The 15,179-nt window shown below is 71.7% G+C and carries 12 protein-coding genes; 8 read left to right on the top strand and 4 right to left on the bottom strand.

The genetic code is table 11. The features are described 5' to 3' along the window. Positions 1 to 328 precede the first annotated feature (328 nt). Positions 329 to 958 carry a hypothetical protein gene (locus AB0P03_RS22375; RefSeq protein WP_063349701.1) on the bottom strand — a complete coding sequence of 210 codons (630 nt, stop codon included), beginning with the start codon at positions 956 to 958 and terminating at the stop codon, positions 329 to 331. Between the two features lie 715 nt (positions 959 to 1,673). Then, a complete protein-coding gene (locus AB0P03_RS22380; RefSeq protein WP_363585146.1) occupies positions 1,674 to 2,093 on the bottom strand; it encodes a hypothetical protein in 420 nt (139 codons plus the stop codon). Positions 2,094 to 2,422: 329 nt separating this feature from the next. On the opposite strand from AB0P03_RS22380, the gene leuC reads away from it, so the two are divergent. The 5 genes from leuC to AB0P03_RS22405 are packed head-to-tail and all read left to right on the top strand — an operon-like array spanning position 2,423 to position 8,079. Then, the gene (gene leuC / locus AB0P03_RS22385; protein ID WP_363623338.1) at positions 2,423 to 3,823 is read left to right on the top strand and encodes a 3-isopropylmalate dehydratase large subunit; all 1,401 of its coding nucleotides are present in this window, start codon (positions 2,423 to 2,425) and stop codon (positions 3,821 to 3,823) included. A gap of 35 nt (positions 3,824 to 3,858) precedes the next feature. Further along, positions 3,859 to 4,542 carry a 3-isopropylmalate dehydratase small subunit gene (gene leuD / locus AB0P03_RS22390; RefSeq protein WP_363630411.1) on the top strand — a complete coding sequence of 228 codons (684 nt, stop codon included), beginning with the start codon at positions 3,859 to 3,861 and terminating at the stop codon, positions 4,540 to 4,542. After that, positions 4,539 to 5,738 carry a pyridoxal phosphate-dependent aminotransferase gene (locus AB0P03_RS22395; protein ID WP_363630413.1) on the top strand — a complete coding sequence of 400 codons (1,200 nt, stop codon included), beginning with the start codon at positions 4,539 to 4,541 and terminating at the stop codon, positions 5,736 to 5,738. The genes leuD and AB0P03_RS22395 overlap by 4 nt, the downstream gene beginning before the upstream one ends. Continuing rightward, complete coding sequence (locus AB0P03_RS22400; RefSeq protein ID WP_363623342.1) at positions 5,735 to 6,763, top strand: TauD/TfdA family dioxygenase; 1,029 nt, start codon at positions 5,735 to 5,737, stop codon at positions 6,761 to 6,763. The genes AB0P03_RS22395 and AB0P03_RS22400 overlap by 4 nt, the downstream gene beginning before the upstream one ends. Before the next feature lie 29 nt (positions 6,764 to 6,792). Beyond that, positions 6,793 to 8,079, top strand: coding sequence for an MFS transporter (locus AB0P03_RS22405; RefSeq protein ID WP_363630415.1), 1,287 nt, complete (start codon positions 6,793 to 6,795; stop codon positions 8,077 to 8,079). A gap of 70 nt (positions 8,080 to 8,149) precedes the next feature. On the opposite strand, the gene AB0P03_RS22410 is transcribed toward AB0P03_RS22405, so the two are convergent. Beyond that, on the bottom strand, positions 8,150 to 8,794 hold the full coding sequence (locus tag AB0P03_RS22410) for a response regulator transcription factor (protein ID WP_350880992.1): 645 nt from the start codon (positions 8,792 to 8,794) through the stop codon (positions 8,150 to 8,152). Next, positions 8,782 to 10,050 carry a sensor domain-containing protein gene (locus AB0P03_RS22415; RefSeq protein WP_363585134.1) on the bottom strand — a complete coding sequence of 423 codons (1,269 nt, stop codon included), beginning with the start codon at positions 10,048 to 10,050 and terminating at the stop codon, positions 8,782 to 8,784. Before AB0P03_RS22415 ends, AB0P03_RS22410 begins: the two co-directional genes overlap by 13 nt. Positions 10,051 to 10,348: 298 nt before the next feature. Here AB0P03_RS22415 and AB0P03_RS22420 point away from each other — a divergent pair, with 298 nt between their 5' ends. From AB0P03_RS22420 to AB0P03_RS22430, 3 genes are all read left to right on the top strand, one after another. Then, positions 10,349 to 11,083: an ABC transporter ATP-binding protein gene (locus tag AB0P03_RS22420; protein WP_063351478.1), complete on the top strand. Its 735-nt coding sequence runs from the start codon at positions 10,349 to 10,351 to the stop codon at positions 11,081 to 11,083. A 3-nt stretch (positions 11,084 to 11,086) separates the two neighbouring features. Continuing rightward, the gene (locus AB0P03_RS22425; protein ID WP_363630417.1) at positions 11,087 to 13,657 is read left to right on the top strand and encodes an FtsX-like permease family protein; all 2,571 of its coding nucleotides are present in this window, start codon (positions 11,087 to 11,089) and stop codon (positions 13,655 to 13,657) included. Between the two features lie 298 nt (positions 13,658 to 13,955). Continuing rightward, entirely contained in the window at positions 13,956 to 15,170 is a 1,215-nt protein-coding gene (locus tag AB0P03_RS22430) for a serine hydrolase domain-containing protein (RefSeq protein ID WP_363630419.1), read from the top strand. Positions 15,171 to 15,179: the final 9 nt, after the last annotated feature.

Below are 15,179 nucleotides of genomic sequence, written 5' to 3' on the forward strand. Positions count from 1 at the left end.
AGAACCCGCGGTCGGAATTCGTTCCCGGATCCGGCCGCGGAGGAGTTTTCGAGAATTCGGTAGAGATCCGGGAAAGGTCGTACGGTGCGGGCGAGTTCGGCCAGTGCCCGGCCGTCCCGTTCACCCGCGACCCGTCGTCGCCAGGAATGGAAGACGGGGCCTCCGCCGCCCGTCGCGAAGGTTTCGAGGGCGCACAGCGCCTCTCGCATCGGATCCAGATGAGCGGCCGACGATACTTTGGCCAGGCTCGCCGGACTGAAGAATATGCGTCGCATTGCTGTTTTCCCCCTTGAAGTTCCGATGCTGTCGCGATCGGAGGTCATCGGTCTCAGGCCGGCATCGCTGCCGCTTCGATCACGCCCTCGGTCGCACAGTTCGGTCCGTCGGGGAGAATGGGGTAGAAGAGCGTCGGTCCGTCGGCAATGGTGTGGTCGTCCACCAGGACCGGGGAATCGGGTGCCAGGAAGTAGGACGGCGCAATGGTCAGCCCGACCTCCTCCAGTTGCACGTCCTCGTTCTGTCCGGGTATCTCCAGCGAGCAGGTGGAGAGCCGGACGGTCGGGTGAAGGGTGCTCAGCAGGCTGCGCGCGCCGCAGTCCTGGAGGATTTCCAGTCGCTTCTTCCGGTCGCTCTGGACGGTGAGGGAGATCACGTCCCAGTGCGGGGCGACCATGATGCGGTAGAAGGACTCCAGGTCCCGGAGCAGGCGCAGGTCGGCGCCGTTCCCGGAGTGCCGGGCGCGCCGGACCATGGTGTCCATGTCGGGGAACGGGCGGATGGTCCGGGCGAGTTCGACGAGCCGCTGGGTGGACCCGAGCCGGTGGGTGGGACCCAGCCGGCGGGCCGGCCCCACGGGGCGGGTTTTATGCCATCGGAGCCGGCGTTTCGCCTGGCGGTGCCGGGAAGAGAGCAGGTCCAGGGCGAAGAGTGATTCGCTGACCCAGTCCGGGGTCGGCATGATACGCGTTCTCAACAGGCTTGCCGACGTGAAGTGCAGACGTGGCACGAGTCCCCCATGAATGCCGTTGATGTAGGCGGGCCGGGAGCCGGGATCCACGGTGAGGTGGATGGTCGATCGTGCGTGACCGCATCTTCGACATGGCCATGCCCGTTCCCGTACCGACTACGCTACGTGGCGCTTTAGGGGGGTGACAGTCGAGTCTTCGCCAGTTCGAAGGTGCAGTTCTCTGCACCTGATCCGGATAGCGGACTCGACTCGGTTCGACCGCCCCCTGAGGGGTCATGTGACCCGTGGGGCGGTTGGGGAGAGAGGGGTCTGTTGGGGCCGGAGTCGCGCCGGACGTGGGTCCGCGCTCTCGGCCTACCTGCCAAGAGCGCGGAAGTTCCTCAGGCGCGGATTCGATCTGCTCGTCAGATCGTGATAAGCACGTTGATCAGAACGCCAACGGCGACCACCGCGAGGACGACCCAGGGCCACATCGGGCGTTCCTTAGTGGGCTTCCAGCCGGTCGAATCGGGCATGACTGCTCCTGGCTTGTATTGGTACGGGGAGATTTACGGCCGGGCCCCCCGGAAGACGGGGGACCCAACGAGGGGCCCGGCCAAGGGAATCGGCGGGGGAACTGTTAGTGCCCTGTTCACCGATTCCGGTCTGTGGTCACCGTGTGCGCTCTGGGAGGCTCAACGGTGACGCTGGTTCGGAAGCCCAGTCATCACGGGTAGTCGTGGTGGTCGAGGCAGGTCTGGCGCAGTTCCTTGATGCGGTCGTTCTGCTCACCGATGTAACCGACCACGGTGCGCACCGCACCCTTCTCGCGGATGTCGGCGTTGCGCATCTTGTCGGCGGTCGACTGGATCGCATTGCGGAGCTTGTCGTCCCCGGCCTGCTTGGCCAGCCCGTCGAGCTCGTCGGCCCGGTCGCGCATCTTCTTGCGGGCCTCCTCCACGTTGTCCGGGAACGGATCGGTGAAGGTCTTGCCGAAGATCTTCGCGCACAGCTCGATCCGGTCGGCGGCCTTGGTACTGACCTGGCAGGCGGATGTTCCGGCGCCGACCAGGAGGACGGCGGCCAGGGTCAGCACGACCGTCCTGCTCCGCCGGCGTCCGGGTTCGGCCCCGTGGCTCCTGCGCATCGGGTACATGCTTCCTCCCTGGGTCCCGTGGGATCCGATGATCTTCTGCCCGTCGTCCCGGCGTTGGTTCCGCCTTCGATGACTCCATCCTGAACCCGGGCGCCGCCGATTTCATGGGGGCTTACTTCCGATCCGAGGTGCAGTTCTCTGCACCTTTCTTCGTGCACGTGATCGCCTGTGCTGGGCGTTTTCGCACCGGCTTAAAGACGTGGTGGGCGGTGGGTGGCGCCATGGAGGCTGAGGTCCGTACGGCCGGGACGGCATGCGGTGGCCGGGGTTCCGCCCCAGGGCCGTGGCGCACGGACAGCGCAGGGGAGAGAGGGACGACGATGGGCCCAGCACGGACACTCGCGGAGAAGCTGTGGGAGCGCCACGTCGTGGCGTCCCGGCCCGGCGGACCGGACCTCCTCTACATCGACCTCCACCTCACCCACGAGGCCACCTCCCCGCAGGCATTCGACGGGCTGCGGCTGGCCGGCCGCGGCGTCCGGCGGCCGGGGCTGACCCTGGCGCTGGAGGACCACAACGTCGCCACCACGGCGACCGCGGTGCTCGACCCGGTCAGCCTGGTCCAGTTGGACACGCTGCGCCGCAACTGCGCCGAACAGGGCGTCGAGCTCTACTCGGTCGGCCACCGGCGGCAGGGGATCGTGCACGTCGTCGGACCCGAACTCGGCTTGGTGCAGCCCGGCATGACGATCGTCTGCGGGGACAGCCACACCGCCACGCACGGCGCGTTCGGCGCGCTCGCCTTCGGCATCGGCACCAGCGACGTGGAGCACGTCCTGGCCACCCAGTGCCTGGAGATCGGCCGGCCGCGCACCCTGGCCGTCGAGTTCACCGGCCAACTCCCCCCGGAGGTCGGGGCGAAGGAGATGATCCTCGCGCTGATCGCCCGGATCGGGGCCAACGGGGCGCAGGGCCACCTCATCGAGTACCGGGGCGACGCGGTGCGCGGGCTCTCCATGGAGGCCCGGATGACGCTCTGCAACATGAGCATCGAGGCCGGCGCCCGGGCCGGGATCGTCGCACCCGACGAGACCACCCTGGAGTACCTGCGCGGCCGTCCGCACGCCCCCGCCGGGGCGGACTGGGACGCCGCCGTCGCCGACTGGTCCACCCTGGCCACCGACCCCGGAGCCGTGTTCGACCGGACGGTCGTGCTCGACGTGGGCGGGCTCACCCCGCTCGTCACCTGGGGCACCAACCCCGCGCAGACCGTGCCGCTCGCCGCCGCCGTGCCCGACCCGCAGACCTTCACCGACCCGCTCGAACGCGCCTCGGCGCAGAAGGCGCTGGCCTACATGGGCCTGCGGCCCGGGACCTCGATGCGGGACCTCGCGATCGACGTCGTCTTCGTCGGCTCCTGCACCAACGGCCGGATCGAGGACCTCCGCTCCGCGGCCGGGGTGCTGCGCGGGCGCACCGTCGCCGGCGGCACCCGGATGCTGGTCGTCCCCGGCTCGATGCAGGTGCGGGCCGAGGCCGAGGCGGAGGGGCTGCACGAGGTCTTCCTGGCCGCCGGCGCCGAGTGGCGGCTGCCCGGTTGCTCGATGTGTCTGGGGATGAACACCGACCGTCTCGAGGGTGTCGAGCGCTGCGCCTCCACCTCGAACCGTAACTTCGAAGGCCGCCAAGGGGCGCGGGCCCGCACCCACCTGGTGTCGCCCGCGGTCGCCGCCGCGACGGCGGTGGCCGGGCGGCTCGCGGCCCCCGCCGACCTGGCCTGACAGCGCCGGCCCGGCCGGAGAGAGGACAGCTGAGTATGGAACCCTTCGTCGAACACCACGGTCGCGCGGTCGCCCTGCGCCGCGACGACGTCGACACCGACCAGATCCTGCCCGCGGAGTACTGCAAGCGGGTCACCAAGAGCGGCTACGAGGACGCGCTGTTCGCCCGCTGGCGCGCCGAGGACGGCTTCGTCCTGGAGCAGCCGCGCCACGCGGACGCGACGGTCCTGCTGGCCGGCCGGGACTTCGGCATCGGCAGCTCCCGCGAGCACGCCGTCTGGGCGCTGCGCGACTGGGGGTTCCGCGCCGTCGTCGCCACCGGCTTCGGCGACATCTTCCGCCGCAACGCCCTCAACAACGGCCTCGTCCCGGTCGACCTGCCGACCCCCGTGGTCGAGGAGCTGATGGACCTCGCGGAGTCCGCCGAGGGCCTGCGGCTCACCGTGGACCTGCGGGCCGGCCTGCTGCGCCGGCCGGGCGGCGAGCACCCGTTCACGGTCGACGCGCGGGCCCGGGCCCGGCTGCTCGAAGGGCAGGACGTGATCGCGGAGACCCTGCTCAGGAGCGGGGAGATCGAGGCGTACGAGGCGGGCCGCCCGTCCTGGCTGCCCGAGATCCCGCGCGGCGCCTTCGACCGGGCCGAACAGCGGCTCCGGGGCGAAGCGCCGCTCCAGACCGAACAGCGGCTCCGGACCGACGCCGCGGGAGTGAGCCGATGAGCGCCACCACGCACCATGACACCCCGGCCCGCCGCGCCCTGGGCGCCGAGCGGGTGGCCGGGCTGCCCGGCGGGGGGCTGGCCGCGCTGCTGCTGGAGGGGCTGCCGCCGGACACCGTCGACCTGGCGGTCGGCACCCCGGCCTACCCCGACACGTCGCCCGGGCTGGTCGAGGCGGCGGTCGCCGCGCTGCGCGCCGGCGTCCACCAGTACCAGGACCCGGCCGGGTTGGCGCTGCTGCGCGAGCGGATCGCCGCGGCCCTGCCCGGCGCCCCGGACCCGGGCTCCGAGATCACCGTCACCGTCGGCGGCAGCGAGGGGCTGGCCGTCGCCCTGCTCTCGTTCGTCGACCCCGGCGACGAGGTGATCGTGTTCGAGCCCTTCTACGAGAACTTCCTCAGCGCCATCGCCCTCACCGGCGCCCGCCCGCGCCCGGTCCGGCTGCGGGAGCCCGACTGGAGCGTCGACCCGGACGAGCTGGCCGCGGCCTTCGGACCGCGCACCCGCGCCGTCATCGTGAACAGCCCGGCCAACCCGACCGGCGTCGTCCTGGAGCGCGGCACCCTCGACCTGCTCGCCGAGCTGTGCCGGCGCTGGGGCGCCGTGGTGATCTCGGACGAGGTGTACGCCGGGTACGTCTACGAGTCGGCCGGCTACCGCTCGGTCGCCGAGATCGAGGGCCTGGCAGACCGCTCCGTGGTGGTCGGCAGCCTCTCCAAGAGCCATGCGATCAGCGGCTGGCGGCTCGGCTTCCTGCGCGCGGCGCCGGAGCTCACCGCCCTGCTGCGCAAGGTGCACGTGGCCACCACCGGCGGCGCGGCGGCCGCGCTCCAGCACGCCGCGGCCAACGCGGACCTGCTGCTGCCGGAGCGCTGGGACCACGCGGCGGGGATGCGTGAGCGGCGCGACCGGACGGTGACCCTGCTGCGGGACGCCGGATTCGGCTTCACGCCCCCGGCCGGCGGCTGCTACGTGCTGGCCCGGATCGACGGGCTGACCGACGAGCCCAGCCCGCGCTTCGTCCGCACGCTGCTCGCCGAGACCGGTGTGCTGGTGGCGCCGGGCACCTCGTTCTTCGTCGATCCGGCCGATGGCGAGCGCTACGTCCGGATCGCCTTCAACCGTCCACTCCAGACCCTCGACACCGCTGCCGAGCGGCTTCGCGCCCGCAGCCCGCAGAAGGGAGTCACTCCGTGACAACCGCCATCAGCATCTCGACCGAAGCGCGGCACGACGGACTGGTCCTCGGGATCACCGCCGAGACCGCGGGCAACCGGCTGGTCGACCTCGGCAAGGAGCAGGGGGAGTTCATCCGCCAGCGGATCACCGAGCACGGCGCGGTCGTGCTCAGCGGCTTCGACTGGCAGGAGTGGCCGGAGCTGGACACCTTCGTCAACGCCGTCGTCGGCCGGCCGCTCGACTACACCGAGCGCTCCTCGCCGCGCACCGAGCTGCACCCCGGGGTGTTCACGGCCACCGACCACCCGGCGACCGAGGAGATCTTCCTCCACACCGAGCAGTCGTACAACCTGAACGTCCCGCGCTACCTGTTCTTCTTCTGCCGCCAGGAGTCGCCGGACGGCGGCGCCAGCCTGCTGGCCGACTGCCGCGCCCTGCACGCCGGGCTGCCCCGGGAGACCGCCGAGCGGTTCGAGCGCGAGGGCTACCTGCTCGTCCGCAACTTCCGCCCCGGCCTGGGCCTCTCCTGGCAGGAGGCGTTCGGCACCAGCGACCCGGACGAGGTCAAGGCCTACTGCGACGCCAACAGCATCGAGCTGGAGTGGCTGGAGCGCAACCACCTGAGGACCCGTCAGCTCCGCTGGGCCGTCTCCACCCACCCGGAGACCGGCGTCCGCTCCTGGTTCAACCACCTGACCTTCTTCCACGCCCGCACCCTGCGCGAGGACGTCGCCGACTTCCTGCTGGAGGAGTACGGCCCGTGGGGGATGCCCACCAACACCTTCTACGCGGACGGCAGCGAGATCCCGGACGAGGTCGTCCGGCAGCTCCAGGCCGCCTACCGGGCGCAGCAGATCGACGTCAACGTGCACACCGGTGAGGTCCTGATCGTGGACAACATCAGCGTGGCGCACGGGCGGGCCCCCTTCGTGCCGCCGCGCGACCTGTTCGTCAGCATGGCCGGGGCGCACGCGTGGTCCGAACTCCGCCCGGTGGAGCGGACGTCGGCGCCCGCGGTGGCGCTGCCGACCCCGCCGCAGTGACCTCGGGCAGTACGACGGCCGATGCCGCCGTGGCAGCCGAGCCGGGCCCGCCGCCACTGTCCCGCAACCGCGAGTACAACGTGCTGTGGACCGCGAACATGGTCTCCCAGCTGGGGGCGCAGGGCACGCTGATCGCGTACCCGCTGCTGGTGCTCGGGCTCGGCGGCTCCGCCTTCGAGGCCTCGCTGGCCGAGTTCGCGATCGCCGGGTCGCGGGCGCTCTCGGCGCTTCCCTCGGGGGCGCTGGCGGACCGGGTCAGCCGCAAGACGCTGATGCTGGTCTCGGAGTTCGGGCGGGCCGTGGCGCTGGGCCTGCTCGCGCTGCTGGTGGCGATCGGGCACGCGCCGCTGGCGGCCATCGTGGTGGTGGCGGTGGTCGAAGGGGTGTGCACCTCGCTGTTCGGCACCGCCGACCAGGCGCTGCTGCCGAGCGTCGTGCCGTCCTCGCAACTCGCCGACGCCGTCACCCGCAACACCGCCCGCTACTACCTCGCGACCATCGTGGGTCCGGGGATCGGTGGATTCCTGTACGGCGTCCAGCGGTTGCTGCCGTTCGTCGCCCAGGCGGTGACCTCGGCGATCGCCTTCGTCACGCTGCTGTTCCTGCGGCTGCCCGCGCCCGCGCCGGTGCCGGCGCCGGCGCCGGCGCCCGAGGGCAAGGGCGGGGACGCGGAGCGGACCGAGGGGGCGTTGCAGGCGATGGCGTCGGGGCTGCGCTGGCTGCGCGGCAACCCGGCTGTGCGGGCCACCGTGCTGTTCGGCACCGCCTTCAACCTGGTGTTCAGCGGCCTGTTGATCGCCGTGGTGGTGATGGCCCAGCAGGACGGGCGGTCCGGTGCCGAGGTCGGCGCCATCGGCGCCCTGGTCGGCGCGGGCGGCGTGTCGGGTGCGCTGGCGGCCGGGCGGCTGCGCCGCTCGCTCTCGCCGTTCACGGCGCTCATGGTGCTGACCTGGGCCTCCGCGGTGCTGGTGCCGCTGCTCGCGGTGGTGCCGACCGGCTGGCCGGCCGGGCTGGTGCTGGGGGCCACCGCGTTCCTCGCGCCCACCGCCACCGCCCTGGTGGCCGGTCATCAGATGATGGTCACCCCCGATGAGATGCGCGGCCGGCTGGCCGGCCTGATCGGGGTCTCGATGGGCGCGGGCGCGGCGCTCGGCCCGCTGCTGTGCGGGCTGCTGCTGGAGACCGTGCACGCCGTGCCCACCGTCCTGAGCTGTGCGGCGGCGTTCCTGCTGATCGCACTCGGCGTGGCCGTCACCCCCGCGGTCCGTGCCTTCCCCGCCCTGCCCGACAACCGGGAGCACCCGTCCGGGAGTTGAGGAGGGGGACACGCAGGAGGGGCGGCGCCCGACCGGCGCCGCCCCTCTCCGCGTGTCTTCCTTCGGCCGTTCAGGCCCGCAGGTAGGTGAGCACGGCGAGCACCCGGCGGTGGCCGCTGTCCGGCGTGGGCATGTTCAGCTTGGCGAAGATGTTGCCGATGTGCTTGTTCACCGAACTCTCCGCGATGAACAGCATCTCGGCGATGGTGCCGTTGTTGCGCCCCTCCGCCATCAGCGCCAGGACCTCGCGCTCGCGCTGGGTCAGCGAGGACAGCGGGTCGTCGCCGGCCCGGCGGACCATCAGCTGCGAGATGACCTCCGGGTCCATCGCGGTGCCGCCGTCGGCGACCCGCTCCAGCGCGAGCAGGAACTCCTCGGCGCGCCCCACCCGGTCCTTCAGCAGGTAGCCGACCCCGGAGGCGCTCTGCGCCAGCAGCTCCGTCGCGTAAGCCCGTTCGACGTACTGCGAGAGCACCAGGACGGGCAGGTTGGGCAGTTGCTTGCGCGCCTCGACGACGGCGCGCAGGCCCTCGTCCCGGAACGTCGGCGGCAGCCGGACGTCCACCACGGCGACGTCCGGGCGGTGTGCGAGCAACGCGGGCAGCAGGTCGTCCCCGTTGTCCACGGTGGCGCACACCTCGTGCCCCTCGCTGTTCAGTAACAGGACCAGCCCCTCACGGAGCAGGGCGTTGTCCTCGGCGATCAGGATCCGCATGGAATCTCCACCTTCAGTACGGTCGGGCCCCCGGGCGGGCTGAACAGGTCGGTGGTGCCGTCGAAGGCGGCGACCCGGCGCCGGAGTCCGAGGATCCCGCTCCCCGTGCCCTCGGTGGCGCCGCCCTTGCCGTCGTCCTCGACCCTGATCGAGATGGCGTCCGACGCGATCCGCAGCCACACCAGCGCGCTGCGCGCCCCGCTGTGCTTCGTGATGTTGGTGAGCGCCTCGGAGATCACGAAGTAGGCCGCGGCCTCGGCGGCGGCGGGCGCGCGGGGCGCCGCGCCGGCCGACTCGTCGATGTCTATCCGGGTCGGGACCCCGCACAGCGCGGTGAGCGCCCGGACGGCGTCGGTCAGCCCGCGGTCGGCGAGCACCGGCGGGTAGATGCCGCGGACGAGGTGGCGCAGCGACTCCAACGCCTGTTCGGCGAGGTTCTGGGCCGCGTCCACCATCTCCGGGACCTGCTCGGGCCGTTGGCCGAGCGCGCGCTTGATCATGCCGAGGCGCAGCGAGACGGCGACGATGCCGGCCTGCGCCCCGTCGTGCAGGTCGCGTTCGATCCGGCGCAGTTCGGCGTCGTGCGCGTCGAGCGCCTCGGCGCGGGTCACGGAGAGTTCGCGGACCCGCTGCGCGAGCGCGACCCGGGGGCGGGCGGTCAGCAGCCGGCGGGACATCCGGGCGTGCACGAGGGCCAGCCCGCGCATCGCGGCCATCGCCACCACGGCGTAGCCGATGCCGATGAACACCGCGACGAAGGACTTCAGCCACGAGTCGACGTTCATCAGGATGATCGAGTTGCGCTCGCCCGACGCGAGCTTCCACCACACCGGTGCGGACAGCCAGTTGAAGGCGTTGCCGCAGATGCTCAGGGCGAAGATGCACAGGGCCGAGCCGACGACGCCGTGGGTGATCACCCAGAGCAGGTCCTTGCGGACGGCCGGGTCGCGCAGGGAGGGCTTGCGGGGGCCGGTGCGGCCGGGCTCCAGGTCGCGGTAGGGCGTGCGGACCTCGGTCTCCAGCAGCCGGCCGACCCACCGGCGGTGGACCTCGGCGTACCTGCGCAGCACCCGCAGTGTCCTGGGCAGCAGCAGGAAGCCCGTTCCGACCAGGCAGAGCGCGAAGATGATGGCGATCAGGTAGAACAGCAGCAGCCCGGCGAGTCCGGTCATCAGGCAGAGCAGGACGTAGCCCGCGGCCGGAGGGAAACGGATCACCGTCTGGCGGACCCACTGCTCGGGCTGTAAGCGTCGCAACTCGGCAATGCTGGGGGCGCGCACGGCTCCTAAAACCCTCCGAGTCGTCATCCCGATCACCCTACCACCGTCCCAAATGCGGCGGTGGGTGGCACTTTTCTGCACCATCGACTCTCCAGTTCGTGCCCTGGTTCCGTACCTGCTCCAGGACTTACCTTCGTGAACGTCAAGTAGTGCGTGCGAGTGGTGGAGGCCGGAAGTGAGCAGAAAGGGACGCGGAGCGCGGACGGAGGAGTTCCAGGGCGCGGCCGCGGAGGAGGAGTACGCGGCGCCGCCGCGACCGGACGGCAGTGCCGCGCTGGACGCTCACTGGGTCGTCCGCCTCGACGGGGTCCGGAAGACGTACGGCAAGGGCGCCGGGGCCGTGCACGCGCTGCGCGATCTGTCCCTCGCCTTCGCCCGGGGCACCTTCACCGCGGTGATGGGCCCGTCCGGGGCGGGCAAGAGCACCTTCCTGCACTGCGCCGCCGGGCTGGACCGCCCGGACGCCGGCTCGGTGGTGCTCGGCGGTACCGAACTGGCGCAGCTCAGCGAGGTCGATCTGACCATCATGCGCCGGGAGCGGGTCGGCTTCATCTTCCAGGCGTACAACCTGATGGCGGCGTTGACCGTCGCGGACAACATCACCCTGCCGCTGATGCTGGCCGGCCGCCAGCCGGACCACCAGTGGTTGCAGCAGGTCGTGACGCAGGTGGGTCTCGCCGACCGGATGAGCCACCGGCCCTCGGAGCTGTCCGGCGGCCAGCAGCAGCGGGTGGCCATCGCCCGGGCGCTGGCGGCGCGGCCCGAGGTGGTCTTCGCGGACGAGCCGACCGGCGCGCTGGACACCCGCACCGCCAAGCAGGTGCTGACGCTGCTGCGCGAGGTCGTGGACAGCCTCGGACAGACGGTGATCATGGTGACCCACGACCCGATCGCCGCCTCCTACGCGCACCGCGTGGTGTTCCTCGCGGACGGGAGCTACGCGGAGGAGATGACGCATCCCACGCCGGACCGGGTGGCCGAGCGCATGACCCGGCTGGGGGAGTGGTGAGGCGTGTTCAGGCTCGTCGTACAGACCGTCAAGGAGCGTAAGGCCGGGTTCGTCGGGGCGTTCGTCGCCCTGTTCGGCGCGTCCGTGCTCGTCACGGCCTTCGGAATCATCCTGCAGTCCGGCATCGGCAACGGGGTGCCGGTCCAGCGCTACTCCGGCGCTGCGGTCGTGGTCGGCGGTCAGAAGCACTTCACGGTCCACGAGGCCAAGAAGAGCAAGTCCAAGGACCTCAAGGACGCCGTCGGCGTCCCGATCGACCTGGTCGACAAGGTCGCCAGGACCGAGGGCGTCGACAAGGCCGTCCCGGTGCTCACCTTCCCCGCGCAGGTCGTCTCCAACGACGGCGAGGAGCTGGTCAAGGGCGCCGACGACCGGACGTCCAACGGCACCAACTGGGGCGCGGCCGCGCTCGGCCCGTACGACCGCAACGGCGACGAGCCGAAGCGGGCCGGCGAGGTGGTGCTGGAGAAGTCCGTCGCCGACCACCGCAAGGTGAAGGTGGGCGACAGCGTCAAGATCGCCTCCACCCGGGACGCCAGCTCGTACAAGGTCGTCGGCATCGTCACCTACAAGGGCGGCGGCGGTGCGCTGCGCACCCCGCCGGTGTTCTTCTCCGACGACGAGGCGCGCACCCTGTTCGGCCGCACCGACCAGGTCAGCGCCATCGGCGTGCTGGCGCCCAAGGACACCAACGCCGGCAAGCTCGGCGACCGGATCGACAAGGCGCTCAAGGGCTCCGCGATCGACGTCTACACCGGTGACGGGCGCAGCAGCGTCGAGAACCCGGACGTCGCCTCGGCCCGGGGCAGCCTGAAGGAGCTGGCGGGCTCGCTCGGCGGCACCGTCGTGCTGATCACCATGATGGTGGTGGGCAGCACCCTGGCGCTCAGCGTGCACCAGCGCCGGCGCGAGCTGGCGCTGTTGCGCGCGGTCGGCGCGACGCCCAAGCAGATCCACAAGATGATCTCGGGCGAGGCCCTGGTGATCTCGCTGGTGGCCTCGATCCTGGGCTGCTTCCCCGGCATGCTGGCCGCCGGGGTGCTGCGCGGGGCGCTCGGCGCGATCGGCATCCTGCCGGACGACTTCGAGTTCTCCTACGGCCCGATCCCGGCGATCGCCGCGGTCGGCATCGGCGTGATCGCCGCGCAGGTGGCGGCGTTCGCGGTGGCCCGCCGGGTGGTGTCGATCCGGCCGGTGGAGGCGCTCAGCGAGGCCCAGACCGAGCAGCCGGGCATCGGCGGCGCCCGGGTGGCCATCGGGATCCTGCTGTTCGTCCTCGGCTTCTGCGCGTCGCTGTTGCCGCTGTTCTTCGGCAGCATCTTCGCGGTGGCCGCGGCCGGCAGCGGCGGCCTGATCATGGTGATCGCGATCCTCATGCTGGCCCCGCCGGTGGTGGCGAAGGCGACCAGGCTGATGGCCGCGCCGTTCCAGCGCCGGTTCGGGACCCTCGGGTTCCTGGCCGTGGCCAACACCCGGGCCAACGCCCGGCGGCTGGCGGCCGGCATCGGCCCGCTGATCCTGGCGATCGGCTTCGCCTCGGTGCAGCTGTTCATCCCGACCACCACGTCGGGTGCGGCCGAGGCGCAGGCCCAGGCGGGCGTCGTCGCCGACTACACGGTGACCAGCGAGTCCGGCGGCCTGCCGGTCACCGCGCCGAAGTTCATCGCCGGCCTGGACGGGGTGGACGCCGCGGCCGGGACGGTGCGGGTGGACCTGTTCGCCTCGACGAAGATGCTCGGCTCGCCGGAGATCTTCGACTACAAGGCGCAGGGGCTGACCCCGGGCAACCTGAGCCGGGTCGTCGACCTGGACGTCTCCGAGGGCTCCCTGGACAACCTGTCCACGGACACGGTGGCGATCAGCAGCGGGGCTTCGGCCACGCTCGGCGCCAACGTCGGCGGCCAGATCAAGGTGCACATGCCCGACGGGCAGACGCTGGAGCCGAAGGTGATCGCCGTGTACAAGCGCGGCCTGGGCTTCGGCGACATCACCCTGTCCTACGACACCGTGCTCCAGCACAGTTCGCGCCGGATGTACGACTCGGTGCTGGTGCGGGCCAAGGACGGCGCCGACAAGAAGAAGGTGATCGGGGAGCTCACCGGGCTCAACGACCGCTACCCCGGGGTGCACGTCCAGGACAAGGGCGGCCTGTCCGCCGCCCAGGAGAAGGCCGGCACGGCCAACCTGTTCGGCAGCGCGCTGCCGCTGGTCCTGGTCTTCGGGTACATCGCGGTGGCCGTCGCCAACACCCTGGTGATGACCACGCTGTCCAGAGCACGGGAGTTCGCGCTGCTGCGGCTGGTGGGCGCGACCCCCGAACAGGTCATGCGGATGATGCGCACCGAGACGCTGATGCTGATCCTGATCGCGGTGGTGGTCGGCAGTCTGGTGCCCGTCGTGCCGTTGATGACGGTGAGCATGGGCCTGACCGGGTCCCTGGTTCCGCACATTCCTCCGCTGCTCTACCTGGCGATCGTGGCGGCGACCTCGGCCCTGGCCGCGGCGGCCGTTCTGGTGCCGACCAAGCTCGCCCTGCGCGCCCGCCCGGTGGAGGCCATCGGACTGCGCGAGTAGCTCCGCCCGCACCATTGCCACACCGACCCGCCGATGGGGTCCGCGACCGCGGACCCCATCGGCGTTTTCGGGTTTCCGGGCAGGTCGAACGGCGTTTCGCAGTGCGGCAACCAGGGTCATTCGGCTGCCGCTTAACGACCCTGACCGGCCCCGCCGCCCGGTGTTAGCCTGCATTCACCAGAGCGAATTCCCCTTTTGCGTAATCCCCGTACCGACGAGCCGTGGACGGAACACGGCCGAACGGGGCTGTTGTGCTGCGCCTTTTTCGGATTCCGGTGAATGCGGTGGGTGGGTTTTAGTGAATTCACAGTCATGGCGTGAAAAGGCCGGACGGCTCGCGCGCGAACACGGTGTGCGCTCCCTCCGGTGCGCCTTCTACGACGCCGGCGAACTCCACGTCGCCGAGGCGGGTGCGGAGCCCGGGCCGGCGCCCGCCGCGCCGTTCGCCTCGCTCACCAAGCTCTTCACCGCGACGCTGGCCATGCAGCTGGCCTTCGACGGCGACCTCGACCTGGACCTGCCGGTCGGCGAGTACCTGACCGAACCACCCTTCGCCGAGCTGAGACTGACGACTCGTCACCTGCTTAGCCACTCCTCCGGGATGGTCTGCGACGGCCCCGGCGACGGCGGGCTGCGGGCCGCCGTCGCGGCCAGCCCGCTGTTCGCCCCCGGCACCGCGTTCTCGTACTCCAACGCCGGGTTCGCCCTGGCCGGAAAGGTCATCGAGGCCGCCGCCGGGGTGAGTTGGCGCAACGCCGTGACGGACTTCCTGCTCCGGCCGCTGGACATCGAGCCGGCCTTCCTGGCGGTCGGCGAGATCCCCCGCGACCTCGCCCCCGCCGCCGCGATCGCCGGCACCGTCACCGACCTGGTCGCGTTCGCCCGGCTTCACCTGGACGACCGCGACGCCTCGCACGCCGCCCTGCTCGACCAGGAGGCCGTCCGGGAACTGGCCGAACCGCCCTTCGACACCCTGCCGTTCGGCCTGGCCGACGGCTGGGGCCACGGCTGGGCCCGGTACGGCAACGGCGCCGACCGCTGGCTCGGCCTCGACGGCGTGGGCGCGGGCGCCACCTGCTACCTGCGGATCCAGCCGGAACGCGGCACCGTGATCGCCCTCCAGGCCGACTCCGCGGCCGGCCTCGGCGCCTGGCAGGACCTGCTGGCCCAGCTCCGGGCCGAGGGCGTGGACGTCGCCGGCTACGCGCCGGGCCCCGCCGCCGGCGCCGCGCAGGACCTGTCGGACCGCGTCGGGCAGTGGGCCAACGGCGAGACCGTGTACCGGATCCGCCCCGGCGCCGACGCGGCGGACGGCGCGCACCCCGGCGCCACCGTCCTGGTCGACGACGACGGGATGGAGTACGACCTGACCGGCCGAGGCGAGCGCTTCTTCGCCGCCCGGCACCCGCGGCTGCCCGAGGTGGAACACCTCGGCCGCTTCCTGCTCGACCCGGAGACCGGGCGCGCGGACCACATGCAGTTCGGCGGCCGCGTCCTGCGACGCGTCGCCTGAACAGGCTGG

This window comes from Kitasatospora sp. NPDC088779, assembly GCF_040685395.1.
Lineage (GTDB): Bacteria > Actinomycetota > Actinomycetes > Streptomycetales > Streptomycetaceae > Kitasatospora.